The organism is Aeromonas sp. s7(2024), assembly GCF_040907825.1.
In the GTDB taxonomy this organism is placed as follows: domain Bacteria; phylum Pseudomonadota; class Gammaproteobacteria; order Enterobacterales; family Aeromonadaceae; genus Aeromonas; species Aeromonas veronii.
In genome coordinates this window covers 441,412-468,133 of the sequence record NZ_JBFOCM010000016.1, presented here as the reverse complement: position 1 = coordinate 468,133, position 26,722 = coordinate 441,412, and the positions used below count along the sequence as shown (strand labels likewise).

The window sequence follows — 26,722 nt, the reverse complement described above, 5'->3', positions numbered from 1 at the left end:
CGCCATGTGGCCTTATGTACAGATCAACAACTTGAACCAGATGCAGGGGCCTGTGACCGAGGTCGAACGCCACCTGCTGTTTGTCGGCACGGCGCCAAGCAATACCGGCAAGCTGCTCTCCCTCAACACCCAGAGCGACTTTGACAAGCTGCTGGGCGAGCCCGCCAGCGCGCTCAAAACCAACCTGCAGGCCGCCATGGCCAACGCCGGCCAGAACTGGACGGCGGCCGCCTTCGTGCTGCCCACCGACATGGACTGGAAAGATGCCGTCCGTGAGGCCCAGAAAACCCAATCCTTTGAAGGGGTGGTGGTGCTGGGGCAGGAGTGGGACGAGGCAAAAATCAACGCCGCCTACGCGCTGAACCAGGAGCTGATCGCCAAGTGGGGTCGCTGGCAGTTCATGCTGCTGGCAGTCGCGGGGATCAATGCCGCCGAGAAGGATGGCCAGAGCTGGAGCGACTACGAGGCGGCCCTGGTCACCATGCAAGATGGCATCAAGGCCGAGTCCGTTACCCTGCTGCCGCAGCTGTGGCCCAACCTCGCCGGCGCCTATGCCGGACGCCTGTGCAACCGGGCGGTGAGCATTGCCGATACCCCGTGCCGGGTGAAAACCGGCGCCCTGGTGGGCCTTGGCAACAAGCCCAAGGATAAGGACGGGCTCGAGCTGCCGCTGGCGACCCTGCAGACCCTGGAGCAGAACCGCTACTCGGTGCCGATGTGGTACCCGGACTATGACGGCATCTATTGGGCCGACGGCCGCACCCTGGACGCCGAGGGCGGCGACTACCAGGTGATCGAAAACCTGCGGGTGGCCTACAAGGTGGCGCGCCGGATGCGAGTGCGCGCCATTGCCCGTATCGGCGATCGCTCGTTCAACTCCACCCCGGGCAGCACGGCCGCCGCCATTCTCTACTTTGGCAAAGACCTGCGCGAGATGGCCAGGACCAGCACCATCAACGGCCAGCCGTTCCCAGGCGAGATCACCTCTCCCCGGGATGGCGATATCGCTATCCAGTGGACCGACAACAACCACGTCTCCATCTACGTGGTGATCCGCACCGTGGACTGCCCCAAGGGGATCACCATCAACATCATGCTCGATCTGAGCCTCACCAATGGGGAGGGCTAACCCATGACCAGACGCATTTCAGGGCAGAGCTTCGACATTGAACTGCTGGGCACCATGGTGCACGTCGAGAAGGCCAGCCTCACCATCACCGACAGCAGCGCCGTGGCGCAAACCCGCGGCATCCCTGACGGCTATGTGGATGGCGAGGTATCGGCCGAGTGCGAGTTCGAGTTCGATGCCAAGAACTTCAAGCTGCTGAGCGATGCCGCCAGACGGGCCGGCAGCTGGCGCGGGCTGAAACCGGACGATGTGCTGTTCTACGCCGACACCGGCGACGAAACCATGAAGGTGGAGGCCTTCGGGGTGAAGCTGCAGATCGCCGACCTGCTCGACATCGACCCTAAAGGGGGCAGCAAGGGGGTGCACAAGCTCAAGGGCATCGTCACCTCCCCCGACTTCGTTCACATCAATGGCGTGCCGTACCTCTCGGATGACGACACCCGCCACCTCAAAGGGTAAGGGGGCCAGGTGGACGATATCGACCGCGCAAACAGCCACGCCGCCCGGATGCTGGCCGTGCATCTGGCCAACCAGGTGGGCAAAGGGCGCTACCAGGGGGAGAGCCGGCACCACTGCGAAGAGTGCGACGACCCCATCCCGGCAGCACGCCGCCAACATGTGCCGGGGGTGCGGCTGTGCGTCCCCTGCCAAAGCCGCGCCGAGCGACGCGGGCAATAACGAGAACGGGATATGAACCCTATGCCGAACAAAGACCCCACCCTCTGGGCCGCCCTGATGGCCTGGCTGATGGACAACTGGCCCGCCGTGTCCGGGGCATTGCTGGCGCTGAGCATCTCCTTCATGCGCATCACCTATGACGGCGGCAGCGGGCGCCGCCGTCTGATCGAATCCACCCTGTGCGGCCTCATCACTCTGGCCGCAGCGTCGGGGACCACTCTGCTCGGCGTCCCCTACGAGGCAGCCCCCTTTATCGGGGGCGTGGTGGGGCTGCTCGGGGTGGACATCATCCGCGAAAAGGCCAAGACCGTGCTCAGCAAAAGGGGGAACAACGATGCCGCGTAGTCACTGCCACCCACAGGTGGCCGCGTTTCTCGACATGATTGCCTATGCCGAAGGCACCAAAGGCCGGGGCGATGACGGGTACAACAAGCTGGTCAATCCGGCGGGATGCTTTAAGAGCTACGCCACCCACCCGAACGTGCTGGTGCAGGTCAACAAGACCCTGAGCAACACCGCGGCCGGCCGCTATCAGTTCCTGTCAAAGCACTGGGCACACTACCGCGACCAGCTCGGTCTGCCGGACTTTGGCCCCGAGTCGCAAGACTGCTGGGCTATCCAGCTTATTCGAGAACGCAAGGCGCTGGACGATGTGCACAAGGGTCGTATCCCCCAAGCGGTGACCAAGTGCGCCAACATCTGGGCCAGCCTGCCGGGGGCCGGCTACGGTCAGCGCGAGCACCCGCTGGCCGACCTGCAGGCCAAATTCACCGAGTTCGGCGGGGTACTGGCATGAGCACCTTCAAGGCACTGCTCTCCAATGTGCTGCTGGTCCTGGTGCTGGTGATGGGCGCCGCCCTGTTTCTTGGCAGCCGGATACTGGAGAGCCGGGGCAAGGCACTCGCCACCGCCAACGAGACCATCAACACCCTGCAGCAGACCAACCAGCTGCAGGCCAGTCAGCTGGCGACGCTGCAACGCGATGCCGCGGGGCTGCGCAAGTTGCTGGGGTCCCAGAACGCCGCCCTGGCCGAGCTCGACCAACAACAGAGGAAAACCGCCGATGAACTGCAACAAGCGCTGGCCACGCCGCCGGCGGGCCGCCCGGACTGTGCTCGCGAGCCTCTGCCTGACGCTGCTCTGCGCCTGCTCCAGCCAGCCCCAGACCGTGGTGCAAACGCAGGTGGTAAAGCGGCTACCGCCGCTGGGGCTGGTGCCCCACTGCCCGGAGCCTGATTTCACGGGGCGCACCTACGGCGACGCCGTGCGGTTTATCCCCACCCTGCAGATGGCGCTGCGCCGCTGCCAGACCCAAATCAACACCCTGAACCATTGGATTGAACAAGAGGAAACCACCCCATGACCACACCGATCATCACCCTGGACGTCGCCGGCAAAGAGCTGAAATTCGCCCCCACCATGGTGGCCTACAACGGCTTTATCAACGACATGATGCCAAGCGACAAGGTGGCGCCGGCCCACAACTACCTGAAAAAGATCGTCTGCCAGGAGAGCAAGGAGGCGCTCGATGAGCTGCTCAAACGCCCGGGCGCAGCGCTGCAGCTGGCTGGTGCCATTAACCAGCAGTTCGCCCCTGATCTGGAGATCACGGTAAAAAACTGACGGCGCGCGCCGAGGCCATCGAGCGCAACCACCTGGAGCAGGCGCTGGCGTTGCGGCGCCACTACCTGCCCCATGACGATGACGACATCGACAGCCTGGCCCGCGCCCTCTGGTTAGACCGACACGCCCGGGAGTCCAACGCCGCCGCCGTGGCTGAGGGCATCGCTAAAGCATTCAACGGATAACGACCTATGGCCTGGATGGAAAAATTGATGATGCAGGTGGCTTTGGTGGATCAGGTCACCAAGCCCCTTGCCGGCATCAATGCCCAGATGGACAAGGTCAGCAAGACTGGCCACCAGGGCTGGAGCAGCATGGCAATGGGGGCCACCACGGTGGCCGCCGGCGGCATGGCGATCCAGTCCGCCCTGGGCCCCGCCATCGAGATGGACAGGGCACTGGGGGAAGTGGCCTCGCTCGATGTGCAAAAGGATGTGCTCGGGGCGCTCGGCAGCGAGGCGTTGAAGCTCTCTATCCAGTATGGGGAATCGGCAACCGAGATTGTCCGCTCCTCCTACGATATCCAGTCGGCGATTGCGGGGCTGGAAGGTAACGAGCTGCCCGCCTTCACCCGCGCCTCGACCACCCTGGCCAAGGCGACCAAGGCCGACACCGCCACCATCACCAACTACATGGGCACCATGTACGGCATCTTCGAGCAGCAGGCCAAGATGATGGGCAAGGCCAACTGGGTGGAAGACTTGGCTGGCAAAACAGCCGCAGCTGTGCAGATGTTCAAAACCACCGGCCAGGGGATGGCTGACGCCTTCGGGGCGATCGGGGCCAACGCCACCGCCGCTGGGATCTCGATGGATGAACAGTTCGCCGTGCTCGGCCAGTTGCAAGCCACCATGAGCGGCGGCGAAGCCGGTACCAAGTTCAAGGCGTTTCTGGCTGGCGTCGGCAATGCCCAGAAGGCGCTCGGCATCCAGTTCACCGATGCCGCGGGCAACATGCTGCCGGTGCTCACCATGCTGGACAAGCTCAAGGCGCGCTATGGCGAAACCCTGAGCGTGGCCGAAGGGGACGAGCTCAAGAAGGCGTTCGGCTCGGATGAGGCAGTCAGCATGATCAAACTGTTGATGACCAACACCAAGGGGCTCGCCACCAACATCAACGCGCTGGCCAACACCCACGGCATGGGTAAGGCCGAGCAAATGGCCGCCGCCATGACCGACCAGTGGCAGCGGGTCGAGCAAGCCTGGTTCGCCATCCGTGCCGCCGCGTTCGGGGTGGTGCTGCCCGCCATCAACGCCGTGGTCAGCGTCTTTGCCGACGGTGCCAATGACGTGCTGCGCTGGACGCATCTTTTCCCGAACCTGACCAAGGTCATCAGCTATGCCCTGCTGGCCATCGTGGGGTTGAGCATGGTCACCGGTACCTGGATGCTGATCGCTGGCTTGGCCAAGCTGGCCACCCTGGGGCTTGGTATCGCCTGGTCAATCATCATTGCCCCGCTCAACCTGCTGAAAGCGGGCCTGGTGTCGTTTCGGGCCATCATGCTGGCGGTCAATATCATGATGGCGGCCAACCCTGCCGTGCTGCTGGCTTATCTCATCGGCGGGCTGCTTGTCGGTGCCATTGGCTTGGCGATCTACTACTGGGATGACCTCAAGCAAACCCTGGCTGACTGGGGCGTGTTCGAGGCCATGACAGCAATGGTCGATGGGGCCGCCGCAGGATGGGCCAGCTTCATGCAACTGCTCGCTGACTTGAGTCCTTTTCAGCTGATCGGCAAAGCGGTGGACTGGCTGATCGACAAGCTCAACATGATCCCGGGCGTCAATATCGAGTTTGGCTCCATGCCTGAACTGGCCATGCCTGCCGTCTCTCCGCTCAATGTGCCGGTCATGCCGGGGGCAATGAACCTTCAGGCTCCAGAGCAGCAACAAGAGACCATCAATGCGCCCCTCGCCCGCTACCGCCAGCAAGAGCAAAGTTCAGTGCCATCAGGTGGGCTGGGCAAGCAGTTGATCCAGGCCAACGCGGCCGCGACCACTGCCAACCAGAAACCGGCCAAAGCCCTGAGCATCGGGGAAGTTCATAACCACTTCCAGAACCCGATGACCCCCGAACAGATGGCCGAAAACGCCTGGCTGGAGACCCCATGATGAGCGAGCCCCTGAACCGTGAGCCCAAGTACATCGACATTTTGGTAATCAACGGCGCATGGCAGCTCGATGCCGGTGGCCAGCCCCGTTACACCCAGGACCGCCACAGCATCGGCCAGGACATCAAACACCGGATCATGGAGTCGGGGCTGGCCCGCAAGCTGATCGGTGAGCGCAGCCCGACCCTGCGCGCCGATGTGATGACCGAGATAGAGCTGCTGGTCGAGAACGACGAGCGGCTGATCCCGGGCACCATCGTGATCAGCGAGGAGGATATCGAGCGGGTGCTGGTCACCGCCCGCACCTATGAATTTGGCAATCTGGAGGTAACCCTGTGAACCTGCGCCCCAACGTGGATTTTATGGCCCTGCTGGCAGAGACCGGCATCCCGACCACCGAACAGGCCATGGAGGCCGAGCTTAAAAAAGAGGTCGAGGCCGCCGGCTCCCTTATCACCAACGACAGCGATGTGAGCCCCTTCTGGCGACTGGTGCGCGGGGTGGTCATCACCCCGGCGCTCTGGCTTGTCCGCACCCTGCTGGCTGGTCATGTGCTGCCCAACACCTTTGCCGCCACCGCCACCGATACCTATCTCGACCTCAAGGCGTGGGATGTGGATCTCACCCGCAAAGGCGACCAGAAGACCCGAGGGGTAATCAACTTCGTCAAGGCCAATCCGAGCGAAGCCACCGCCATCCCGGCCGATATCTGGGTCAGCACCGAGCGCATCAACGGCACCATCTACCGGGTGAAGCCGGTACAGGCCATGGTCAGCCCAGCCGGTGAAGCGGTGGCCCGCGTGGTGTGCGAGGCCGAGTTCGCGGGCGCGGCCTGGAATCTGGCCCCGGGCTATTACAACCTGCTCAGTGAACCGGTGACCGGCATCCTCTCGGCTCGCAACGATGACAAGGAGTGGATCATCACCCCGGGCGCCGATGCCGAGAGCAACGATGCGCTGGGCCTGCGCATCAAGAACCAGTTCTCGGCAGTGGGGCGCTATCACATCGATGCCGTCTATCGCTCGATGCTGGCCAGCGTCGCGGGTATTCGCGCCGATCATATCTTCTTCGAGCACGATGCCCCGCGCGGGCCAGGGACCGCCAATGCCTACATCCTGCTGGAAGTAGGGACCACACCGGCCAGCCTCATCAGCAAGCTTAACGACTACGTGACCAACCAGGGCAACCACGGCCACGGCGATGATCTGCAGGTGATGGCGATACCGGAAACCGAGCACAGCTTGCATCTGGAGCTGTGGCCCGTCGATAACCTTGGCGAGCCCCAGCGGGCCGCCCTGGTCGCGGGGGTCAGGCAGCTGGTCAATGCGGCGTTCCGGCTGTCGGCTGACTATCCGACCGTGACCCGCACCTGGCCGCAGTCCCGTTTCTCCTTAAGCCAGCTGGGCCGCGAGCTGCATCAGGCATTCCCCGAGATCAGGAGCCTGCACTTCACCGAGCTGGATATCCTCTCGGGGCTCGCCATCCCGCGCCTCTCGGGGCTGGAGGTGACGCTCCATGAATAAAACCACCGGCATCGACCATCTGAGCGCCGCGCCCCAGCTGCCGGAAAGCACCGCCCCGTGGTGGGAAGATGGCAAGAGCATCGCGGACGGTGTGCAGGAGTCCGCCTTCTTGGCCCGGGGCATCATGGCCCTGTGGCGCCGCCTGCGCGGCTGGCTGGTGCAGCCGCTGGCGCAACAAGACCCGCTGACCTGCTCCGAGTCCCTGCTGGCACTGCTCGCCTGGGAGCGGGATATCACGCGCTTCAAGGGCGAGCCGCTCGACCTGTTTCGCAAGCGGGTGAAGTTCGCCTTCATCAACGCCAGAGACGCGGGCGGCACCGCTGGCTTTGTCGATATCTTTGGCCGATTCGATATCACCCTGCGCGCCCAGATGGAGCGCATCGACGGCATGGACTGGGACATCATCCTGCTGTTGCTCGATGAGCACAGCGACCAACTGACGGAGCGGCTGGCCCACGAGCTGGTGAAGCAGTACCGCCGCACCTGTCGCCGCTATGACGTGGGCGTGACCGCGTTCACCGACCAGCAGCAGTTGGGCTGCGCCGAGTTTTCGGCCAGCTATCAAACCATCACCGCATCAACGGATGTCGAGCTGGCCGGTTCGGTCTGGGGGCATTGCGTGAGAGCTGCCCAGCCGATCTCTGCCAGCTATGTAACTACGGAGGCTAAATGGCCGAAATCCTGAATCGGGGGATGATGCTCATCACCCAGAATCTCGCCCCTGAACGTGGCCACCCACATCGACAAGATGGTGCTGGCCTACAAGCCGGGGTTGAACTACACCGACCCGGTGAATCCGGATGAACCGGATCCCGCACCGGGAGAAATCAAATATCGGGGACCGGTCACCAGGGCCTCCGCGATCTCGCCGGACAAGGTGGTCTATTCCCTGCTGCTGGAACCGACCGTGGGGCCGTTTACTTTCAACTGGATGGGACTGGAAGCCCGCGATGGCACCCTGGTCGCGGTCTCCTATTTGCCTGATACGGTCAAGGTGGCCAAGGATGCCAACCAGCCAGGGGATACCCTGATCCGCAACTTCATTCTGGCCTTCGCCCGCGCCAGCGCCGCGCTGGATGTGACCATCACGCCGGAGACATGGCAGTTTGATTTCACTGACTACATCAACACCGCGATCAGCGATGGGCTGCGCACCGGGTTCAGTGCATCGGCGATCACTGCCGACAGTTCGCTGCCCGCCAACGGGAAATACCCGTCACACCTGAGATTTATGAAACCGGCCGCTGTGACCCTGGATGAAACATGGCCGGACGGTAGCCGCCTCGGCGTGATTGTCGATCACAGCGTGGATATGGCGGCAGGGGATTGCATCATCCGGCTATCGACAGGCTCCATCAGCACCCCGCTGGGAGCAGATCAACAGGTGCGCCTCATCGAGAGCGGCCGTGAATTTGTTTTTGAAAAAATAAACGGAACATGGAGGGTCAGCTAATGATCGATCTGGGAGGCCGCGCTGCCATTACAGACGTAGGTACCATGGTATTTTTACCATCAACGCAGCCTAAACTGACGTTGGGGGATCAGGAGTATCTACGGTCGGGAGTTATCGCTCCATCGGCTACCTATCCCGATTTCCCCTTCGTAGATGGCCGCGTTGATGTTGCGTATGACACATCTGCCCTGCCCGGCGCCGTTACCGCAAATGGTTCATTCGCCCAGTCACCGTCTGGTGATATCGCCATCTTGAATAAGTTGCATGGAAATCAGGTTCTGTTGATAAAAAAAGGCGTTGTAACGAAGCATGCAACCCCACAGAACCTGAATATGGCATGTATCGTTTTCTTGGGTGGTGATTGGTTTCTGTCCGGGGCAGCAAAAATTTTTCGTACCGCGGATTTTTTATCGTTTACAGATGTAACGCCGACATCTAACCCGCCGACCACATATCACGCGCTCACAAAAATTGCAGGGAAGCTATTGCTGTTGAACGACGCAACGAAAGCGGCCTTTTTGACTACTTCTGACCGTGGAACAACATGGTCTGTATCAAAAAAGCATTGATGGTTCATTTAACCATCCATCAGTGGTTTATAGTGATGACGATATAATCATCGCCTGCATGGCTGAAAACTACCCTGGCTCGCCTGATTCGGGGAATGTAATTTCTACTCGCGATGGGGTTGCCTGGCAGTCGTCTACATTCGGGATCGGCCAGCACGTGAAAGGTGCTAAGGTGGCCGGCTGGTATATGACGTTTGATCGATTAACGGGAAATATCAAACGGTCGCGCGACATGAAAAACTGGATTGTTGATAGCTCTCTGGTTGGACAATATAACGGGGAAATTAGTACATACACATTTATACAACTACCTGACGCAGCTTTATTGCTCAGTACTTCATCTGGTGTCGGGTTTATTACATCGGATGGCGAGATTTTTAATCGGACAGTAGCCAAACCATCCGAAATTAATATGGGCAGCTTTAAAGATAAATACCAGTATTCATACGCGACGCTAAATGGGAAATCATTATTGGTTTTGTCAGATGGCGCGGCCAGCTCAGTTGCGACAGAGGACAGCGCATTTGTCGGTGCGCAGCAATACACGCCAAATTTATATCTGAGGGTTAAGTGATGACAAACTACGTGATTATCGATGGCCCCGGCGCCACTGCATTCGGTTCTGCTGCCACCCAGCCCATCACTCTGCGGTCAATGTTGACTCTGGAACAGCGAGTAAAGCTGGAGGCGCTGGCCGAAACCAGTGCCTTGGCGCGTGTCATCATCGCCGATCTGGACAGCCCTGTAACGCCAGCGCTTCTGGCGGCGCTTGCTGAACTGGGGGTGTTCGAGTCAATGGAAACTACTCACTGATGTGGACTCCATCCACTATGAAGTATCCGCCATCGCTGACCGCTATCAATCAGCAGTGTTCGAGTGTGCTGGGTCAACTTTCAGGCAACCAGTCAGCCGCGGTAAACCGCCTGCAAGGGCTGGCGGAGCGGGCTCAGTACCGGCCCCACCCGCTCAGCGAGGCATCTGCCGCGCTGGCGGGGTTGCGGGATGAACTGGACAGGCTGCTGGTCACTGGTCGCTGCCTGACCGTAACCCCCTATCAGCATGGGGTGGGCCAGCACCAGAGCAACCAGTACAGCCTCGCCGCCCCCAATGCGGTGGCGACCCTTGCCGCCAAGCTGCAAGACGGGGCCGATCCCCTGCTGCCGACAGGCCAGCTGCACGCCATCGCCTGGCTGGTCACTGGCAACAGCGAGACAGCGCTGGCCGATGCCTTAACGCCGCTTTGCACCATCCTGCCGCTGCCGGAGTGGTGCGCCGCTCTGCGCCGCCTCGCCGCCAACAACGACACCATGAGCCAGCCCACCGCCGCCAAGGTGCCACGCTGGAAAGCAGATGAGCCGCTGAGTTGGGATCCGCTGCGCCCTGCCCGCATGGCTCTGGGGGCCGAGTTGGCACAGCTGGAGAGCCTGGCGCAGGGGGCCGCCACGCCGATTGCCAAGCTGGCAGCCGTGGCCGAACGCCGCGCGGCCAGACTGGCAGGGCTGGAGAAGGCGCTCGACCAGCTGGCTACCATCAGCGGCCAGCTGTGGCACTGGCAGGGACAAGGCGATGCGGCCAGCCTTGCCGCCCAGCTGGGCCAAAGCAGCCCGCCAGACCATAGCCATAGCATGACGGTCGGCGCGCTGCTGCTCTCCCCTTCCCCGCTCACCTTCTGGCTGGAGTTAACCCGATGAGCCGAACCGCCATGCTCACCCTGGACGGTGAGCCAATTGTGATGAAGTCGATGCGGATCTCTGCGTCGATGCAGTTTCAGGACAAGGACAGCAACGGCCAAACCAGCTCGACCAGTAGCTCGGAGCAAGGGGCCAAAGCCAAGGAGCTCGATATCTCTGGCCTTGTCCCTTTCAAGGATGAACAGACCCTGAGCAGGTTGTTTGAGCTGGCCGACGCCAAGGACGATGGTGGCAAGCGCCATATCTACCGAGTCGGGTCGCTGCTGGCAAAGTCGGTGAAGGTGCGCCAGGCCAAGTTTGCCGGGCGCATCACTGCCAGCGAGCAGGAGGGGCTGCTAGCGTGGCAAGTGCAGTTCACCCTGCGCGAACACAACTCGGTACCGGAAAAGCGGGAACAGCGGATGCCAAAAGCACCGGCCACCGTGGGCCAGGGCACAGCGAACGCCAAAGCTGCCAAGCCTGCCGATGGTAACAATGGGAAACCAGCCACCGAACAAGAGCAACTGAGCTCCTGGGAGCAGGCCATCAAGGGGCTGGATAACAAATTGGGAGACCTGATGGCGTGAAACTCTCGACCAACCTGACCCTGGGCGGGCAACCGGCCAACCTTATCGACCACGATATCGTGCTGGATCTCTGCGCCGGTGGCCGCGCCGCCCTCACCATCAAGGGTAGCGCCAAGAAGGGGCAAACCCTGACTGTGGATCTAGGCTACAACGGCGAGCTGCGCCGCTGGTTTACCGGTTACGTGTATGACGTGCAGCCAGCCAGTAACAGCGCCAGCAAACTGCTGTGCCGCGAGCTGGCCGGTATTCTGGGCAGTGCCTTCCCTGTCAGCATCCAGCATGCCACCTTGCGCAGCCTGCTGGCATGGTTGAGCGACCAGACCCAGCTCACCTTTTTGCTGCCTGATGGGGCCGACTACACCGACAAGCCGATCCCCAACTTCACCAGCGCCGGTACCGGATATCAGCTGCTGAACAATGCGGGGCGCGCCTTTGCGGTGCCGGACTTCATCTGGCATCAACAGCCAGATGGCGCCATCTTCGTGGGCAGTCATGCCCATAGTCGGTGGGCAGACAGGCCGGTGGAACTGGATCCAGCCTTCTCTGGCCGCCAGGCGGGCAACACCCTCACCACCGCCCCGATCCCGGCCATGCGCCCGGGGGTCATCCTCAACGGCAAGCGAGTGGAGCGGGTACGCCTCAAGGGTGACGAGATGACCCTCACCACGGCGACACCAGGTAAACCGGTGAAGTCGCCGGAGCGGCGCAAGATGGAGGGGGTGTTCCCGGAGCTGGCAGACAATATGCACCTGCCCAAGTTCGGGCGGGTCGAGGCCATCAGCGACAGCGCGGCAGCTGGCCAGCTCGATGACCCGTTTCGCCCGCGCTATGCGGTGGATGTGCAACTGCTGGGTGAAGATGGCCAACCGGACAAGGCAACCCCACTCTATCGCGCCGTACCTCTGCCGGTGATGTTCGGCGGGCACGAGCAGGGGCTGCTGCAGTACCCCATCGAGGGGACGATCGTTGAGCTGGGGTTTGCCTTCGGCCGCGCTGACCGGCCATTTATTCGCACCGTACTGGGCACCGGTTGGCCGCTGCCGGATATCGCCCCGGGCGAACAGCTCCAGCAGCAACGGGCGGAAGTGTTCAGCCGTACCGATACTGTGGGCAACCAGTCACGCCATACTGACCGCCGCCAACATGACAAGGCGATGCGAATGCACCGCGAGGCTGACGAATACCTGGGCGAGTTTGGCCAGCACCAGATCACCACCCTGCAACACAGCGTGGAGCAGATCGGGGCAATGAAGCGCATCGAGGCGCTCGGGGCCATCGAGCTGCTGGCCGGTGATGACATGGTGCTGGGGAGCCTGGGCAACATGAGCCAGACCACTGCCGGCGATCTGGTGGAGGTGATTGGGCAACTGCGGCGCAGTGTGGCCGGTGAACTCCAGCACTTCGAGGCGCCACGTTCGTGGGTGGGTACCGACGACGTGAACATATTCAACCTGTTGCTCCAACTGATGAAAGTGGTGGAGCAGCTGGCCGCCTCTGCTGCTAACCATGATCACGGCGGCCCGCCACCTGTCCCACCATATGCCAACGCATTCAACACCCAGAGCAAGCTGGCTGGTGAACTGGTATCGACCCTTTCACCCATCATCGAATAACCCACCCACCGAGTAACCAAGCAACGAAGGCCCCGCATCGTGACAATGCCAGTCAGTTAAGACTGACCGGCATTGTTTTTATTGCTTTATTTTCACTAGCCACGTTTGGTGTCAGCTGTCGACTCCGTCACCAGAACCGTGGCGCTGGTTCACGACCGTTTTCCGCGTAGTAGAGCGACGGCAGAAACTGCGCTAGATAGCTGAACTCACTGTAACAGTGACGCATCAGATTGAAGCCGATCTCGTCCGGTACCTCATCAAGCGGATTGGCGCAGGCCTTGCCTAGAAGGAAGCGGCTGCGCAGCACACAGCCATAATGGGTATCGCGTGCCAAATGCAACATCTCGCCGTCCAGCGGCGCCCCCTGCTCATCCAGCACGACCTCATCACCAAAGCCGATGCGGGCACAGATCGCAGCAGACAATGCCTGCGTCTCTCGCGCCTCGTACAGCGGCTGTGAGGCGAACACTTCTTCGGCAGGGTGGAACTTTAGGCGAGCAGCCACTGGTGGCAGCTCGGCAAGCCACTCCACCGCATCTATGCTGGCCCCCACATAGCGCTCTCCTTTTTTCCAGTGATGGTCCCAGCCCCGATGCTCGACGTGGTCGTGCGGGTGCCACCATTTGATATGCTGGGTCGTCTCGAAGAAAGTGAACCACCAATCCAGCATTCGCCCCTTGCAACCGTGCAGATCGGTGCGGATGGCGACCGTCAGCAGACCATCGGTGCTACGGGTAAGACCCATTTCCAAGCGCAGTGGTTGAGGCCTGAGCAACTCATTAATGTCATCAACAGCCCAGGGGGCAAGCAATGCGGAAGTATTCATGATGAGACTCCTATAATTTAGGAAACGAATTTCGTTTCCTAAATTAGGCTATGCCTGTATGCTGGGTCTGTCAATGCTTTCTAGGAGCCAATCATGTCGCACCAAACCGATGAAGAAACACGTTCACGGGGTCGTCCGATAACCCCGGAGTCTGAGCTGCGTTCAGCCTTGGCCGAGGCAACGCTAGCCTTGTTGCTTAAAGGAGGGTATAGCGCCGCGACCGTGGATGCGGTGGCCAAACAGGCGGGGGTAGCCAAGAAGACACTGTATCGCTTCGCTGCTAACCGCGACGAGCTAGTGGCGCAGGCAGTTCGCAGCTGGACCGATGCCTTTCAACCGGCATTCGAGCAAGATGCCACTCACCCCGACGCGCTTGGCGAAATGCTGGAGCAGGGCCTGCAGGCCATTGCAAGCCAGGTATTGAGTGCGCAGGCGATCGGCATGTTCCGGCTACTGCAGCATGACTTCGTAGGGCGCGATGCCCTGCTGACGGCTTATCAGGAGAATGGCATTGTGCGCGGCAGAGCGACCTTGGCCAGCTGGCTGAAAAACCAGCATAAACTGGGCTGGCTTCGTGAGCTGGACACCGCCCAAACCAGCGATCTGCTGCTGGCGATGACCATAGCAGAGCCACTACGCCAGATGGCTCTCGGCTTGCTGCCGCCGGGCAGCGACATCCGCCAGCGAATCGCCGCCGCCGTTGCCCTAGTACTGCCCGGCCTGGTGCGAGGATAGGTACAACACTTAGCAAGGGGTCTACGCCGCCGCGTCTGCGTCACGGAATCCGCGCTCATCCGCTCCCGCCTGCGGGCTTCATCAGGAAAATTTTTTGCAAAAGTGGATTACTGCAAAACCATATGCCCAGGCCGCGCCAAATAAAGGATCTCTGGCGAGGTGAGGATCTGAAAAGGAGGATCATTTTTTCACTGTTTTGCAGTTATCGCCTCCGGGTTTAAGCAGGTGGGAAAATGCAAGTTGCTGATTTTACTGGGGTACACGTGTTTTCCGTGGGGATTGGGACGATCTCGGGGGATCTAGTTGTGCGCGGCCTTCTTTGCTAAATATCTTTTGTTTCAGTTGGTTAGGTTTAAATTGAGAGATTATGGAAACTGAAATATTGAGACGGCACAGAGCTGAGCGGGAGCTGAGACGAGCACGCCACGTAAAAGAGGTTTTTTACTGTTTGTGTCCGGTCACACTTGATGGAGTGAACACCGAATGAAACCGATCACCAGAATCGCTACCGCCCTCCCCCAGAGAAACAAAAGGCCATCCGATTGGATGGCCTTAAGTCATTGAATTCTAATAGCACCCCAATTAGAACTCGAACAAGTACGACTATTGAGCGGTGGATTTTGAATCCAGAAGCTGCGGTTTCCTAAGGATAGGACGACTCTTAAGCCATTGAATCAAGAGAGGTTGAGTTATTTCAGGTTGGCTCAAGTTGAGATGGGCTTGCACACTTTGCACATTTTTAACCACAGAACTCACACGCCAACGACATGCAGATATGTGTTCATCCTGGCCCTATCCTGTAGGCAGGAGCAACCGACGGGGGCCGATTGATTCCCCAAAACAATCATCGAAGGGTGTCATATGAAAATTTTTGCTTTGATACGTGAGCTACGAAACAGTGCTTAGCTCAATTCTCGAAGCACCATCTGCTAAATTGATAACCCTCTCTGACCAAAACAGGGCACATGAAGTGAAGTCACCAAAAACTGTCAAATCGCTTGAAGAATTAGGACGAGTCCAACTATCCCCCAGCTTCTTTATGCGCGATTTTCTCTACTCAGAGATCGCTCAGATCGAGGGGATACCCAATATACCTGATTACCCTGACCTTGCTATAGAGACTGGCCACCAACTCTGCACAAAGGTGCTGGAACCCATTCAGCAACGCTTAGGCCGTATAGCTATCCGCTCAGCCTATCGTTCTCCACTGGTAAATGCCAAGGGAGCTGAAAATGGTAATCAATACAACTGCGCTAAAAATGAGGCCAACTATGCTCAACATATCTGGGACTATCGTGATCAGGATGGTTGCATAGGCGCCACCGCATGTATTGTAGTCACCAGTTTTCTCCCCTATTACGAAAACACCGGGCATTGGCAAGCTCTGGCCTGGTGGATTCACGATCACATCCCTGATTACTCAGCCATGTATTTTTTCCCAAAACTGGCTGCGTTCAATATCTCGTGGCATGAGCGCCCCAAAAAGACGATTAACAGCTACATCTCCAATTCAAAGGGGATACTAACCAAACCGGGGATGGACAATCATGAAGGAGACCATACCCAAGAATACAAAGCTTGGCTGACGTCTCTCAACATGAGCTAAAGCCGTAATCTCCCCTCTGCCGATCGCAGCAATCAAATGCAGTTTATAAGAGGAGCTCATAGCCGTGCTCCTCTACTCATGGGGTGACGTTGGTTAAGACATCTGCCAGCTCGTCAGATGCAGTGACCTGAACCAGGTACTGCTCTGCGTCTTTTTTGCTGGTAAAACCGTGAATACACGGTTGCTGTTACGCATGAACTGAACACGATAGGACTTGCCGGTTTTTCGAGTGAGAACTTGGATACTTGCCATCGGTTGAAACCTCCGGAAGAAGCAGGATTACTAAGCCATCAAAGCGCTGTCGCCACTCTGTCGCCATTTAGGCAAAAGAAAAAGGCCACTATTTCTAGTGGCCTTTCGTAACTCTTTGATTTTAATGGTGCCCGAGGCCGGAATCGAACCGGCACGACGCGAACGTCGAGGGATTTTAAATCCCTTGTGTCTACCGATTTCACCACTCGGGCACCGCAATCGGTATCAAGCTCGCGTGGCGGGCTTGTCAATATGGAGGCACGTTCCGGAGTCGAACCGGACTAAACGGATTTGCAATCCGCTGCATAACCGCTTTGCTAACGCGCCATGCAAAAGAGAGTTGGCTCTCTATTGTCTGAATTTGGAGCGGGAAACGAGACTCGAACTCGCGACCCCGACCTTGGCAAGGTCGTGCTCTACCAACTGAGCTATTCCCGCATTGCTCTGGCTGACTGCCTGACTACGAGGACGCATTCTAGCGATGTTCCTCGCCCAGTCAACCAGAAATATTTAATTACCTGATCGTTCGGGCATTTTTTGCCCTTTTTGAACAGTTTTAGCGCCTTTGGCCGTTTCCTGCCTCAAATCAGCAGAAACCTCACCTTGCGGCGCAAGTGACTCACAGGTTGGCGTGGTGGGTCAAATCGCCCCAGGCTGCCTTCATGTACTGGAACATCGACCAGAAGGTGAGCACGGTGGCGACATAGAGCATCACGTAGGCGAGCCACACCATCCAGACGTTGTACTGCCAGATAAGACCGGTGAGTGACACCATCTGGATCATGGTCTTCCACTTGCCAATCCAGCTGACCGCCACCGAGGAGCGTTTGCCGAGCTCGGCCATCCATTCACGCAGGGCGGAGATGATGATCTCGCGGCCAATCATGGTCATGGCGGGGATGGTGACCCAGATGGTGTTGTAGTGTTCGACGATAACCACCAGTGCGGCGGCGACCATGATCTTGTCGGCAACCGGGTCAAGGAAGGCGCCAAAGGCGGTGGACTGATTGAGCTTGCGAGCCAGATAGCCATCAAACCAGTCGGTGGCAGCGGCCAGAATAAAGATGATGGCGGCAGCCAGATAGGACCATTGATAAGGCAGATAGAACAGGATGACGAAGACGGGAATGAGCAAAATCCGGAAAAACGTCAACAGGTTAGGTATGTTTGTCATTATTTTCAGCCACTTCTTGTACGTCGCTACATAGTGCGCCAAAGCCGATTTGCGATGCAACCGCACTGGCGCCCGTCTTGGTCTTTTTAATCCATCAATCTTCTCAAAATGCGAGGGCCATTATGGCATTTACGGCCCCCCCGCGTCACGGCTCTTGTGCATCAAGGAGTTAGCGATGTTGCCATGCCGCTAACCCTGCTCAGGCGCTGTGCAAGCCGTCGTGGATGGTCTGGGCCAGCTCCTGACTGATGCCGGGTACCTTGGCCAGTTCATCCACGCTCGCCTTTTTGACCTCCTGCAGGCCGCCCAGATATTTGAGCAGCGCCTGCCGCCGCTTTGGCCCCACCCCCGGAATATCCTCCAGACTGCTGCTGGTGCGGGCCTTGGCCCGTCTGGCCCGGTGGCCGGTAATGGCAAAACGGTGGGATTCATCGCGAATATGCTGAATAAGGTGCAAAGCGGGCATATCTGCCGGCAAATGCAGCTCTTCGTGGCTCTCCCCCATAATGAGAGTTTCCAACCCCGCCTTGCGGGTGACTCCCTTGGCAATCCCCACCAGCAGCGGGTATTTGCCGCCGAGAAACTCCAGCTGGCGCGCCAGGATCTCTTCGGCGCGGCGCAACTGGCCGAGGCCGCCGTCGATAAACAGCACGTCCGGCACCTTGTCCGGCTCCTGCTGTTTGCCAAAGCGGCGCTCCAGTGCCTGCTCCATCGCCGCGTAGTCATCACCGCCGGTGATACCGTCGATATTGAAACGGCGATATTCCGATGAGAGCGGCCCCTCCCGGTTGAACACCACGCAAGAGGCCACGGTGCGCTCCCCCATGGTGTGGGAGATATCGAAACACTCCATGCGGGCGATGGGGCGCTCCAGCTCCAGCAGCTCTTCCAGCTGATCGTAGCGAGCGGTGATGGTGCTCTTGTGAGCCAGCCGCGATCGCAGCGCCGTCTCGGCGTTGATGGAGGCGAGCTTTATAAAGCGGGCCCGTTCGGCGCGGGTACGGCTAACCACCCGCACCTTGTAGCCTGCGGTCTGACTCAGGGTCTCGGCGATGACGCTCTCATCCTCCAACGCCACATCGAGCAGCACCTCGCTCGGGATCTGCCGCCCCCCCTGCCCCGAGAGATAGAACTGAAGCAGGAAGGATTGCACCACCTCGTCAAGCTGGGTGTCAGCCGGCACTTTCGGGAAGTAGCTGCGTGAGCCGAGCACCTTGCCCTGACGGATAAAGAGCACGTGGATGCAGGCCGCACCTTGCTGAAAGGCGACCCCCACCACATCCAGCTCGTCCAGCACGTTGCCGCTCACCGACTGCTGCTCGGTGACCCGGCGCAGCGCCAGGATCTGATCCCGATAGCGGGCTGCCTCTTCAAAGCGCAGATCGCCGCTGGCGGACTCCATCTTGCCCACCAGCTCGCCTATTACCTGCTGGTTCTTGCCCGCCAGAAACAGCTTGGCCAGCTCCACCTGCTGGGCATATTCGGCTTCGCTCACCAACCCAGGTACGCAAGGGCCGGCGCAGCGCTTGAGCTGATAGAGCAGGCAGGGACGGGTGCGGTTGGCATAGACCGCATCCTCGCACTGGCGTACCGGAAATATTTTCTGCATCAGATGCAAACTCTCGCGCACCGCGCCGCCAGAAGGGTATGGGCCGAAGTACTCTCCTTTGATCTTGCGGGCACCGCGATGGACGCCGATGCGTGGATGCTGATGCGCGGTGATGATGATCCACGGGTAGGATTTGTCGTCCCGCAGCAGCACGTTGTAACGGGGCTGGTACTGCTTGATCAGGTTGTGCTCGAGGATCAGCGCCTCGGTCTCGGTGTGGGTGACGGTGACCTGGATATCGGCGATCTGTCGCACCAGGGTGCGGGTCTTGATGCTGTCGACGTTGGTGCGAAAGTAGGAGGCGAGCCGCTTTTTCAGATCCTTGGCCTTGCCCACGTAGATCACGGTGCCACCGCTGTCATACATGCGGTAGACGCCACTTTGATGGGTGACGGCGCTCAGAAACGCCTTGCTGTCGAAGAGAGGTTCGGGAGAGAGGATCATCAGCTACTCGGCTCACACAAAGGCAAAAATTGACGGGCAGAGCATACTGCCCCCGCCGCCTGAAAAGCAAAAGGGCAGAAAAGCAAAAAGGCGGCACGCGCCGCCTTTGTGACCACACGCCACCCGATTAGAGGGTATCGGCATCCAGCATGCCATAGCGAATGGCCAGATGGGTCAGTTCCACGTCACCGTTGATCCCCAGCTTGCTGAACAGACGATAGCGGTAGCTGTTGACCGTCTTCGGGCTCAGGTTGAGCTGCTCGGAGATATCAGTCACCTTCTGCCCCTTGGTGATCATCATCATGATCTGCAGCTCGCGCTCGGAGAGGGACTTGAAGGGATTCTCGTCAGCGGAGGCAAACTGGCTGAGGGCCATCTGCTGGGCAATCTCCGGGGAGATGTAGCGCTGACCGGAGTGCACCAACCGGATCGCCTGGATCATCTCGTCGGGGGCAGCGCCCTTGGTCAGGTAACCGGCGGCGCCTGCCTGCATCACCTTGGTGGGGAACGGATTTTCTGAATGAATGGTCAGCACTATGATGCGCACATCGGGGCGGATCCGCAGAATTTTGCGGGTCGCTTCCAGACCGCCAATACCCGGCATGTTCATGTCCATCAGGATCACGTCCGGATGGTGTTGGCGACAGAACGTAACTGCTGTCTCGCCGCTCTGTGCCTCACCCACCACCTTGATCCCGCGCACATCTTCAAGAATGCGTCTTATCCCTGTACGCACCAGCTCATGATCATCGACCAGGAATACATTTATCACCCAAACACCCCGTGTTATCTCGTTTTAGCCGCCCGGTTAGGGTTAACAGGGCGTCTTGCATCATAACCAAACTCGTCGCTTTGGCAAACCATGCACGCCAAAAGTTTGAGAAAACCCATGTTTAGCGTTTAAAATCAAATAATTATATAAATTTTCAAAACAAAAAACGGTGCCTTGCGACACCGTTTTTCATGACGTTAGTGCTGTGGCCATTACTGGGCCAAAAAGGCGCGCACCTTCTCCAGATCGGCCTGGGTATCCACCCCGACCGGCGGCGCTTCAAGGGCCTGGGCGACGTGGATCTTCTCCCCGTACCAGAGCACCCGCAGCTGCTCCAGTGCCTCGACCTGCTCCAGCACGCTCGGTGCCCAGTCTACGTAACGCTGGATAAAGCCGGCGCGATAGGCATAGATACCGATATGACGCTGGTAGTGGTCACCAATCTGCTCATGGCTCTTGGCAAAGCGATCCCGATCCCAGGGAATGCTGGCGCGACTGAAGTATAGGGCGTAGCCATCCTTGTCAGTCACCACTTTCACTGCGTTCGGGTTGAACGCCTCTTCGGCATCCTTGATCGGCACCGACAAGGTCGCCATCGGCGCCGTGGCGGCAGCCAGATTGTCTGCCACCTGACGAATGATGGCGGGCGGAATGAGCGGCTCATCCCCCTGCACATTAACGATGATGGTATCGGCAGCAAAGCCGTAGTGACGGCACACCTCGGCCAGACGCTCGGTGCCGGACTGGTGATTCGGTGAGGTCATGCACACCTCGACGCCGGTGCTCAGCAGTGCCTGCTGCACCCGCTCGTCATCGGTGGCGACGATCACCCGATCGGCACCGGATTGCAGCGCTTTTTCCACCACGTGCTGCACCATGGGCTTGCCATGGATGTCAGCCAGCGGCTTGCCCGGCAGCCGAGTTGACGCATAGCGGGCAGGAATGACGACGACGAAACTCATGACGGCAGCTCATCGCTGTTGAGCGGACGGGCGCGGTTCTCCAGCAGCACCGGGATCCCCTCCTCCAGCGGATAGGCCAGCTTGTCAAAGCGGCAGACCAGCTCATGCACGGCCTTGTTGTAGTGCAGCTTACCCTTGCAGACCGGGCAGGCGATGATGTCGAGCAACTTGATGTCCAAAGCCAAAACGATACTCCTTCAACGATGTCGCGCTGGCGGCTTCATCACGCCAGCGATGGATGTCGAGCAACCAGATATTCCATACGGGACCGCTATTGGTCCACTTCTCCCCCATCAGGCGAGAGAGATTAATCTTGCGCCCTGGCCGCGCCCTTCCCCTTCGTCCCCAGCTTGTGCAGCAGGGCATCGAGCAGGGAGGCGGGCAACTCGGCGCTGACCGGCAGATACCACCAGTTATCGAGGGCAAACGGGCGGCACTTGACCGCATCCTTCTCGGTCATCAGCAGCGGCTTGCTGGCAAAGCGGCCCACCAGCTCATCCCGATCGAAGGGGTGATGATCGCCGTAGGCGGCCTGCTGATCCAGCTGATAGCCGAGCCCTTCCAGGGTGGCAAAGAAGCGGGGTGGATGACCGATCCCCGCCAGCGCATCAACCAGGCATGCGAGAGGGGCCGCCAGCGGCGCATCGTCGCGCACCCGGCGCGGGGTGTCGGCGACCAGTTGCATGGGGTACTCCCCCTTGCCCGGCTCGCCGCCGTTGCAGATGATGGCGTCCACCCGTTTGAGACGAGTGACCGGCTCGCGCAACGGCCCCATGGGCAGCAAGCAGGCGTTGCCGAAACGGCGCGCGCCGTCCACTACCACCAGCTCGATGTCGCGGGCCAGCGCATAGTGCTGCAGACCGTCGTCGGTGATGATGATATCCACTTCACCGCTCTGCTCCAGCAGTCGTACCGCGTCGGCCCGTTTCGGGGCAACCACCACCGGACAGCCGCAGCGCCGGGCAATCAGCACCGGCTCATCTCCGGCCTGCGCCGTGGTGCTGGTCTCATCCAGCCGATAGGGATAATGGGGCGCCTTGCCACCATAACCACGGCTCACCACCCCGGGGCGATAGCCGCGGGCTTGCAACTGCTCCACCAGCCAGACCACCACCGGCGTCTTGCCGTTGCCCCCCACCGAAATATTGCCCACCACGATCACCGGCAAGGAGGCGCGATACCCCCTGCACCAGCCGTGACGATAGGCGTAGCGGCGGCTGCCGCTGATGATGGCAAACACCAGGGCAAAGGGGGCCAGCAACCAGCGCCAGCCACTTTTGCGATACCAGAGCCGTTCCAGCATCAAGCCTTGCTTCCCGCGTTGCCAAACTGAATGGCGCGCAGCTGGGCATAGGTGCCACGCTGCTCCATCAGTGCTTCGTGGTTACCGCGCTCGACGATATGGCCTTCGTCGATCACCAGGATCTCGTCCGCCTTCTCGATGGTGGAGAGACGGTGGGCGATCACCAGCGAGGTACGCGCCTTGCAAAGCTCGTCGATAGCCGCCTGAATGTGGCGCTCGGACTCGGTATCGAGGGCCGAGGTGGCCTCATCCAGCAGCAGAACCGGCGCATCGCGCAGCAAAGCCCGTGCAATGGCAACACGCTGGCGCTGACCACCGGAGAGGGATGCACCGTTCTCGCCAACCACAGTGTCATACCCGTTGCTCATCTTGCTGACGAACTCGTCGGCATGAGCGATACGGGCGGCCTGCACGATCTGGTCGCGGCTGTATTTGTCTTCTGCCGCGTAGGCGATGTTGTTGGCCACCGAGTCGTTGAACAGGTGGACATGCTGGGAGACCAGCGCGTACTGCTTGCGCAGCTCGCTCAACTTGTATTCGCGGATGTTGATGCCGTCCAGCAGGATCTCGCCCTGATCGATGTCGTAGAAGCGGGTCAGCAGGCTGGCAATGGTACTCTTGCCAGAGCCGGAACGGCCCACCAGCGCCACCGATTTCCCCGCCTCCACCTTGAAGCTGACGTTGTGCAGCGCCGGGGTGTCCTTGGTCGGGTAGGTGAAGGTGACGTTGCGAAACTCGATCTCGCCGCGAGCACGCTCCAGAGTAAGGGTGCCGGTATCCTGCTCCGGCTCGGTGTCGAGCAGGCCAAACAGGCTGTGGCAGGCGGTGATGGCGCGCTGGAACTGGTTGTTGACGTCGGTCAGGCTTTTCAGCGGTTTGAGCAGCATCATCATGGAGGTGATCATGACGGTAAACGTACCGGCAGTCAGGGTTGACTTGACGCTGTCAATGGTCGCGACGTAGAGGAAGGCCGCCAGTGCGATGGAAGCAACCATCTGCACAACAGGGCTGCCGATGGCATCGGCAGCGACCATCTTCATGGTCTGCTGGCGCATGTTGTTGCTGACCTGGAAGAAGCGTTTCTCTTCTACCTTCTGGCCCCCAAACATCAGCACCTCTTTGTGCCCTTTGAGCATCTGCTCGGTGGAGGTGGTGATATCCCCTACCGCCTGCTGGATGTGACGGCTGATCTGGCGGAAACGGCGGCTGATAAGGCCGATGATGATGCCCACCAGCGGGCCAACCACCAAAAAGATCACTGACAGCTGCCAGGAGTGCCAGAACATCAGGCCGAGCAGGCCGACCACGGTCGCCCCTTCCCGCACCAGGGTCACCAGCGTGGTGCTCGCCGCCGAGGAGACCTGACTGGCGTCATAGGTCACCTTGGAGAGCAGATGACCGGTGTTCTGACGGTCGAAGAAGCTCATCGGCATTGCCACCATGTGATTGAACACCTGCTGTTGCAGACGCATCACAACGTGGTTGCCGACCCAGGCCATGCAGTAGTTGGAGAGAAAGTTGGCGACACCGCGCAGGGCCACGATGCCGAGGACGAAGAAGGGCATCCATTTCAGAACGGTGCTGTCGTTGCCATTGATGCCCTGATCGATCAGCGGCTTGATGGAGTAGACAAAGGTGGTATCCACGGCGGCGTAGCCCAGCATCCCTATGATGCCACCGACCAGGCCCAGCTTGCGATCACGGACATAACCGAGCAGGCGTTTGAATACTGGCCAGCTCTCTTGTGAGGTTTCTTGTTGCATGAATAGCCGTTGGTAATGGAAATGACGGGCTATTCTAGCCAAAGCGCAGGCTTACACCAAGCGCCGCCACCTATATCGCATTCCTCCACGGCAGAAATGGCCGATTATTGCTCAAACCACACTCGCGGTTGCCACCAGTCGCCACTGCGTCGGTACCAAGGGCCTGAATCTCGCTCGGCAGTGACGCTCAAGCCCGCTGCGGTGGGTTCGACCAGCATCGCCCCTTGCTGACCGGTGATCCACTGGCGGGCATCCCGATAGCGGGCCACCACATCGGGACGGGGAAAGCCCCACTGATTCATAAAACCGGCACTGTGGATCACCTCCTTTGCCGCCACCGCCGCGACAAACGGGGGCGTGGAGGAGGTGCGACTGCCATGATGGGGGCTCACCAGCAAGGTGCTGGCCAACCCCTCCCCCTCCAGCGCCACCAGTCGCTGTTCGGCCTGCCGTTCGATATCGGCGCTCAGCAATATGCTGCGCTGCCCATCGCTGATGCGCACCACGCAGCCATCGTTATTGCGCCCGCCACCGGGGCGCTCGGGCCAGAGCACTGCAAACGAGAGCCCCTGCCAGCGCCACTGTTGCCCACGCTGACAGAGCGTTGTTCCCTCACTGAAGGGGTAAGAGGAGAGCTCGTGACGCACCGGCATGGCGCTGAGCAGTCGCTTGCGATTGCCGGCATGGTCCCGATCCTTGTGACTGATGATGAGGCGATCGATGACCCGGATCCCCAAATGGCTCAGCTGAGGCAGGATCACCGCGTCCGCCATGTTGTAGCCTCCGGGATAGCGATCACCTGTGTCATAGAGGATGGCACGCTCCCCCTTGCTGATCAGCACTGCCAGCCCTTGCCCCACATCCAGCACCCGCAGTTGCCAGCGGACTGGCGTTGGCCAGAGCGCCAACAACAGCGCACACAGACCCGGTAGCCAGAGCCAGCGTGCCGGGCGCCACTGCGCGGCGAACCAGAGCAGCAACAGCAGGGTGCAAAGCGGTAGCCACCAACCGGGCAGTGGCCACCACAGTTGCAGTTGTTCGGAAAGCCAGCTCAGGATCGTCAGCACCCACTCGAGCCCCAGATCCGCCAGCCAGAACAGGCCGTAGGCGAGCAAAGTGGAGATCGGCGCCAGCAGCACCCCAATCAACGCCAGCGGTATGATGGCGATACAAAAGAGCGGCACCGCCAACAAGTTGATCACCATGGCAAGGGGCGCTATCCCCTCGAACAACGCCAGTTGCAGCGGCAGCAGACCGAGCAGCAGCCAGAGCTGGATCTGCCACAGCCCCGGCTTGTCGTGGACATATCCCACCAGCAGCAGGATGGCCACCGCCAGAAACGAGAGCCAGAAGCCGGCCGAATAGAGTGCGAAGGGATCCCAGAGGGTCAGCACAACAAAGGCCCACAGCCAGATGCGCCAGGCCGGCCACTCTCGCCGGCTCCAGCGCAACACACTCCACACCAGCACCATGATCAGGGCCCGCTCGGTGGCTACCGCAAACCCTGCCAACGCGCTGTAGACGGTGGCAAACAGCAGGGAGGTGATGATGGCGCCACGCAGGCCAAACAACCTGCCCAGCCACCACCCGAGCACCGCCACCAGCGCAATGTGCTGCCCTGAAATGGCGATGATATGGGTCAGGCCGCTGCCGCGAAACAGCTCCCACTGGGCATCCGTGATGCCGCTCTGCTCGCCAAAAGTGAGCGCCGCCAGTAAGGGGGCATAGTCAAGCGGACGCCAACTCTCGGTCGCGGCCCCCAACCAGCGTTCGCGCCACCCCGCAGGTGCCTGTTGAATATCTATCACCCGACGCAAATTGCCGGTGGCAGTGATCCCCTTGCCCAGCAGCAGACGCCGCCCATCCAGCCCCGCCTCGTTGGCCAGACCGTGAGCCGGTTTCAACGAGGTCACCAAGGTGATCCGGCAGCCTACTGTCATGGCGGGCAATGCCTGATAGGCATTGACCCGGATCAGGGGCTCAGCTGTCACCGGTTGCTCGTCGAGGGTGCTCACCCGCAGCAGCAGCCGGACAAATTTATCCCCCTCAGGCTCTGCACTTTGCAGCTGTGCGGTTATCATGTGGCTCGTCTGATCACCCAACCGCTCCAGCCAGGCCAGCCGATAGGCAAGATTGGCCTGCATCCAGAGGATGCCGAGCAGGAGAAACAGCCACCGCCAGGCACGGCAATATGCAAGGGGGATCAGCAGGGACAGCAACAGGCCCCCCCATGCGAGTGAAGGTAACCATGGCCAGAGCAGTGAGGAGCTTGCCCCCAGGGCAAACGACAACAGACGCAGATCCATGGAGCAAGTATTTAG

General features: G+C 59.9%; 30 protein-coding genes and 3 tRNA genes. 21 read left to right on the top strand and 12 right to left on the bottom strand.

Annotated features, from left to right (window positions below):
- Positions 1–4: 4 nt before the first annotated feature.
- The 19 genes from AB5Y73_RS07165 (at position 5) to AB5Y73_RS07075 (ending at position 12,955) form a co-directional block, all read left to right on the top strand.
- Positions 5–1,129, top strand: coding sequence for a DUF2586 domain-containing protein (locus AB5Y73_RS07165; protein WP_279499249.1), 1,125 nt, complete (start codon positions 5–7; stop codon positions 1,127–1,129).
- 3 nt (positions 1,130–1,132) lie between these two features.
- Positions 1,133–1,588, top strand: coding sequence for a DUF2597 family protein (locus tag AB5Y73_RS07160; protein WP_257725869.1), 456 nt, complete (start codon positions 1,133–1,135; stop codon positions 1,586–1,588).
- 9 nt (positions 1,589–1,597) lie between these two features.
- Positions 1,598–1,807, top strand: coding sequence for a TraR/DksA family transcriptional regulator (locus AB5Y73_RS07155; protein WP_042067759.1), 210 nt, complete (start codon positions 1,598–1,600; stop codon positions 1,805–1,807).
- Between the two features lie 21 nt (positions 1,808–1,828).
- Positions 1,829–2,152 (top strand): phage holin, lambda family, encoded by a 324-nt coding sequence (locus tag AB5Y73_RS07150; RefSeq protein ID WP_029299936.1) that lies wholly within the window; start codon positions 1,829–1,831, stop codon positions 2,150–2,152.
- Positions 2,142–2,603, top strand: coding sequence for a glycoside hydrolase family 104 protein (locus AB5Y73_RS07145; RefSeq protein ID WP_279499250.1), 462 nt, complete (start codon positions 2,142–2,144; stop codon positions 2,601–2,603). The genes AB5Y73_RS07150 and AB5Y73_RS07145 overlap by 11 nt, the downstream gene beginning before the upstream one ends.
- Positions 2,600–3,043, top strand: a complete 444-nt coding sequence (locus AB5Y73_RS07140; RefSeq protein ID WP_257725871.1) for a hypothetical protein — start codon at positions 2,600–2,602, stop codon at positions 3,041–3,043. Before AB5Y73_RS07145 ends, AB5Y73_RS07140 begins: the two co-directional genes overlap by 4 nt.
- Complete coding sequence (locus AB5Y73_RS07135; protein ID WP_368147404.1) at positions 2,976–3,170, top strand: hypothetical protein; 195 nt, start codon at positions 2,976–2,978, stop codon at positions 3,168–3,170. The genes AB5Y73_RS07140 and AB5Y73_RS07135 overlap by 68 nt, the downstream gene beginning before the upstream one ends.
- The gene (locus tag AB5Y73_RS07130) at positions 3,167–3,430 is read left to right on the top strand and encodes a putative phage tail assembly chaperone (RefSeq protein ID WP_029299933.1); all 264 of its coding nucleotides are present in this window, start codon (positions 3,167–3,169) and stop codon (positions 3,428–3,430) included. Before AB5Y73_RS07135 ends, AB5Y73_RS07130 begins: the two co-directional genes overlap by 4 nt.
- Before the next feature lie 191 nt (positions 3,431–3,621).
- Positions 3,622–5,541, top strand: a complete 1,920-nt coding sequence (locus AB5Y73_RS07125) for a phage tail tape measure protein (protein WP_257725873.1) — start codon at positions 3,622–3,624, stop codon at positions 5,539–5,541.
- Positions 5,541–5,879 (top strand): DUF2590 family protein, encoded by a 339-nt coding sequence (locus AB5Y73_RS07120; RefSeq protein ID WP_257725877.1) that lies wholly within the window; start codon positions 5,541–5,543, stop codon positions 5,877–5,879. The genes AB5Y73_RS07125 and AB5Y73_RS07120 overlap by 1 nt, the downstream gene beginning before the upstream one ends.
- A complete protein-coding gene (locus tag AB5Y73_RS07115; RefSeq protein WP_257725874.1) occupies positions 5,876–7,063 on the top strand; it encodes a baseplate J/gp47 family protein in 1,188 nt (395 codons plus the stop codon). The genes AB5Y73_RS07120 and AB5Y73_RS07115 overlap by 4 nt, the downstream gene beginning before the upstream one ends.
- The gene (locus tag AB5Y73_RS07110; RefSeq protein WP_368147402.1) at positions 7,056–7,748 is read left to right on the top strand and encodes a hypothetical protein; all 693 of its coding nucleotides are present in this window, start codon (positions 7,056–7,058) and stop codon (positions 7,746–7,748) included. The genes AB5Y73_RS07115 and AB5Y73_RS07110 overlap by 8 nt, the downstream gene beginning before the upstream one ends.
- Positions 7,749–7,790: 42 nt before the next feature.
- Positions 7,791–8,516 carry a phage tail protein gene (locus AB5Y73_RS07105; protein WP_279499253.1) on the top strand — a complete coding sequence of 242 codons (726 nt, stop codon included), beginning with the start codon at positions 7,791–7,793 and terminating at the stop codon, positions 8,514–8,516.
- A complete protein-coding gene (locus tag AB5Y73_RS07100; protein WP_279499254.1) occupies positions 8,516–9,085 on the top strand; it encodes a hypothetical protein in 570 nt (189 codons plus the stop codon). Before AB5Y73_RS07105 ends, AB5Y73_RS07100 begins: the two co-directional genes overlap by 1 nt.
- On the top strand, positions 9,051–9,659 hold the full coding sequence (locus AB5Y73_RS07095) for a hypothetical protein (RefSeq protein WP_279499255.1): 609 nt from the start codon (positions 9,051–9,053) through the stop codon (positions 9,657–9,659). The genes AB5Y73_RS07100 and AB5Y73_RS07095 overlap by 35 nt, the downstream gene beginning before the upstream one ends.
- Positions 9,659–9,898: a hypothetical protein gene (locus AB5Y73_RS07090; RefSeq protein ID WP_118854010.1), complete on the top strand. Its 240-nt coding sequence runs from the start codon at positions 9,659–9,661 to the stop codon at positions 9,896–9,898. Before AB5Y73_RS07095 ends, AB5Y73_RS07090 begins: the two co-directional genes overlap by 1 nt.
- Positions 9,899–9,915: 17 nt before the next feature.
- Positions 9,916–10,776, top strand: coding sequence for a hypothetical protein (locus tag AB5Y73_RS07085; protein WP_234829674.1), 861 nt, complete (start codon positions 9,916–9,918; stop codon positions 10,774–10,776).
- Positions 10,773–11,342 (top strand): hypothetical protein, encoded by a 570-nt coding sequence (locus AB5Y73_RS07080; protein WP_279499257.1) that lies wholly within the window; start codon positions 10,773–10,775, stop codon positions 11,340–11,342. Before AB5Y73_RS07085 ends, AB5Y73_RS07080 begins: the two co-directional genes overlap by 4 nt.
- Positions 11,339–12,955 carry a hypothetical protein gene (locus tag AB5Y73_RS07075; protein ID WP_107682365.1) on the top strand — a complete coding sequence of 539 codons (1,617 nt, stop codon included), beginning with the start codon at positions 11,339–11,341 and terminating at the stop codon, positions 12,953–12,955. The genes AB5Y73_RS07080 and AB5Y73_RS07075 overlap by 4 nt, the downstream gene beginning before the upstream one ends.
- A 127-nt stretch (positions 12,956–13,082) precedes the next feature.
- Here AB5Y73_RS07075 and AB5Y73_RS07070 read toward each other — a convergent pair whose 3' ends face one another.
- On the bottom strand, positions 13,083–13,781 hold the full coding sequence (locus AB5Y73_RS07070; protein WP_107682364.1) for a hydrolase: 699 nt from the start codon (positions 13,779–13,781) through the stop codon (positions 13,083–13,085).
- Positions 13,782–13,874: 93 nt separating this feature from the next.
- Here AB5Y73_RS07070 and AB5Y73_RS07065 point away from each other — a divergent pair, with 93 nt between their 5' ends.
- Both AB5Y73_RS07065 and AB5Y73_RS07060 read left to right on the top strand, forming a co-directional pair.
- Complete coding sequence (locus AB5Y73_RS07065; RefSeq protein WP_107682363.1) at positions 13,875–14,516, top strand: TetR/AcrR family transcriptional regulator; 642 nt, start codon at positions 13,875–13,877, stop codon at positions 14,514–14,516.
- Positions 14,517–15,399: 883 nt separating this feature from the next.
- Entirely contained in the window at positions 15,400–16,122 is a 723-nt protein-coding gene (locus AB5Y73_RS07060) for a peptidase M15 (RefSeq protein WP_234829675.1), read from the top strand.
- A 377-nt stretch (positions 16,123–16,499) separates the two neighbouring features.
- Here AB5Y73_RS07060 and AB5Y73_RS07055 read toward each other — a convergent pair.
- The 11 genes from AB5Y73_RS07055 to AB5Y73_RS07005 form a co-directional block, all read right to left on the bottom strand.
- Positions 16,500–16,586: transfer RNA gene (locus AB5Y73_RS07055), tRNA-Leu, on the bottom strand.
- Positions 16,587–16,627: 41 nt separating this feature from the next.
- A tRNA-Cys gene (locus AB5Y73_RS07050) sits at positions 16,628–16,701 on the bottom strand.
- Between the two features lie 35 nt (positions 16,702–16,736).
- A tRNA-Gly gene (locus AB5Y73_RS07045) sits at positions 16,737–16,812 on the bottom strand.
- 181 nt (positions 16,813–16,993) lie between these two features.
- Positions 16,994–17,548 (bottom strand): CDP-diacylglycerol--glycerol-3-phosphate 3-phosphatidyltransferase, encoded by a 555-nt coding sequence (gene pgsA / locus AB5Y73_RS07040; RefSeq protein ID WP_031227442.1) that lies wholly within the window; start codon positions 17,546–17,548, stop codon positions 16,994–16,996.
- A gap of 199 nt (positions 17,549–17,747) precedes the next feature.
- Positions 17,748–19,601, bottom strand: a complete 1,854-nt coding sequence (gene uvrC, locus AB5Y73_RS07035; protein ID WP_162895372.1) for an excinuclease ABC subunit UvrC — start codon at positions 19,599–19,601, stop codon at positions 17,748–17,750.
- A 127-nt stretch (positions 19,602–19,728) separates the two neighbouring features.
- Positions 19,729–20,373 carry a UvrY/SirA/GacA family response regulator transcription factor gene (uvrY, locus tag AB5Y73_RS07030; RefSeq protein ID WP_005337448.1) on the bottom strand — a complete coding sequence of 215 codons (645 nt, stop codon included), beginning with the start codon at positions 20,371–20,373 and terminating at the stop codon, positions 19,729–19,731.
- Positions 20,374–20,585: 212 nt separating this feature from the next.
- Entirely contained in the window at positions 20,586–21,335 is a 750-nt protein-coding gene (gene kdsB, locus AB5Y73_RS07025) for a 3-deoxy-manno-octulosonate cytidylyltransferase (protein ID WP_107682362.1), read from the bottom strand.
- On the bottom strand, positions 21,332–21,520 hold the full coding sequence (locus tag AB5Y73_RS07020; RefSeq protein WP_005347033.1) for a Trm112 family protein: 189 nt from the start codon (positions 21,518–21,520) through the stop codon (positions 21,332–21,334). Before AB5Y73_RS07020 ends, kdsB begins: the two co-directional genes overlap by 4 nt.
- 122 nt (positions 21,521–21,642) lie before the next feature.
- The gene (gene lpxK, locus AB5Y73_RS07015; RefSeq protein ID WP_279499258.1) at positions 21,643–22,638 is read right to left on the bottom strand and encodes a tetraacyldisaccharide 4'-kinase; all 996 of its coding nucleotides are present in this window, start codon (positions 22,636–22,638) and stop codon (positions 21,643–21,645) included.
- On the bottom strand, positions 22,638–24,401 hold the full coding sequence (gene msbA, locus AB5Y73_RS07010) for a lipid A ABC transporter ATP-binding protein/permease MsbA (protein WP_107682360.1): 1,764 nt from the start codon (positions 24,399–24,401) through the stop codon (positions 22,638–22,640). Before msbA ends, lpxK begins: the two co-directional genes overlap by 1 nt.
- 104 nt (positions 24,402–24,505) lie before the next feature.
- Positions 24,506–26,707: a DNA internalization-related competence protein ComEC/Rec2 gene (locus AB5Y73_RS07005; RefSeq protein WP_162895373.1), complete on the bottom strand. Its 2,202-nt coding sequence runs from the start codon at positions 26,705–26,707 to the stop codon at positions 24,506–24,508.
- Positions 26,708–26,722: the final 15 nt, after the last annotated feature.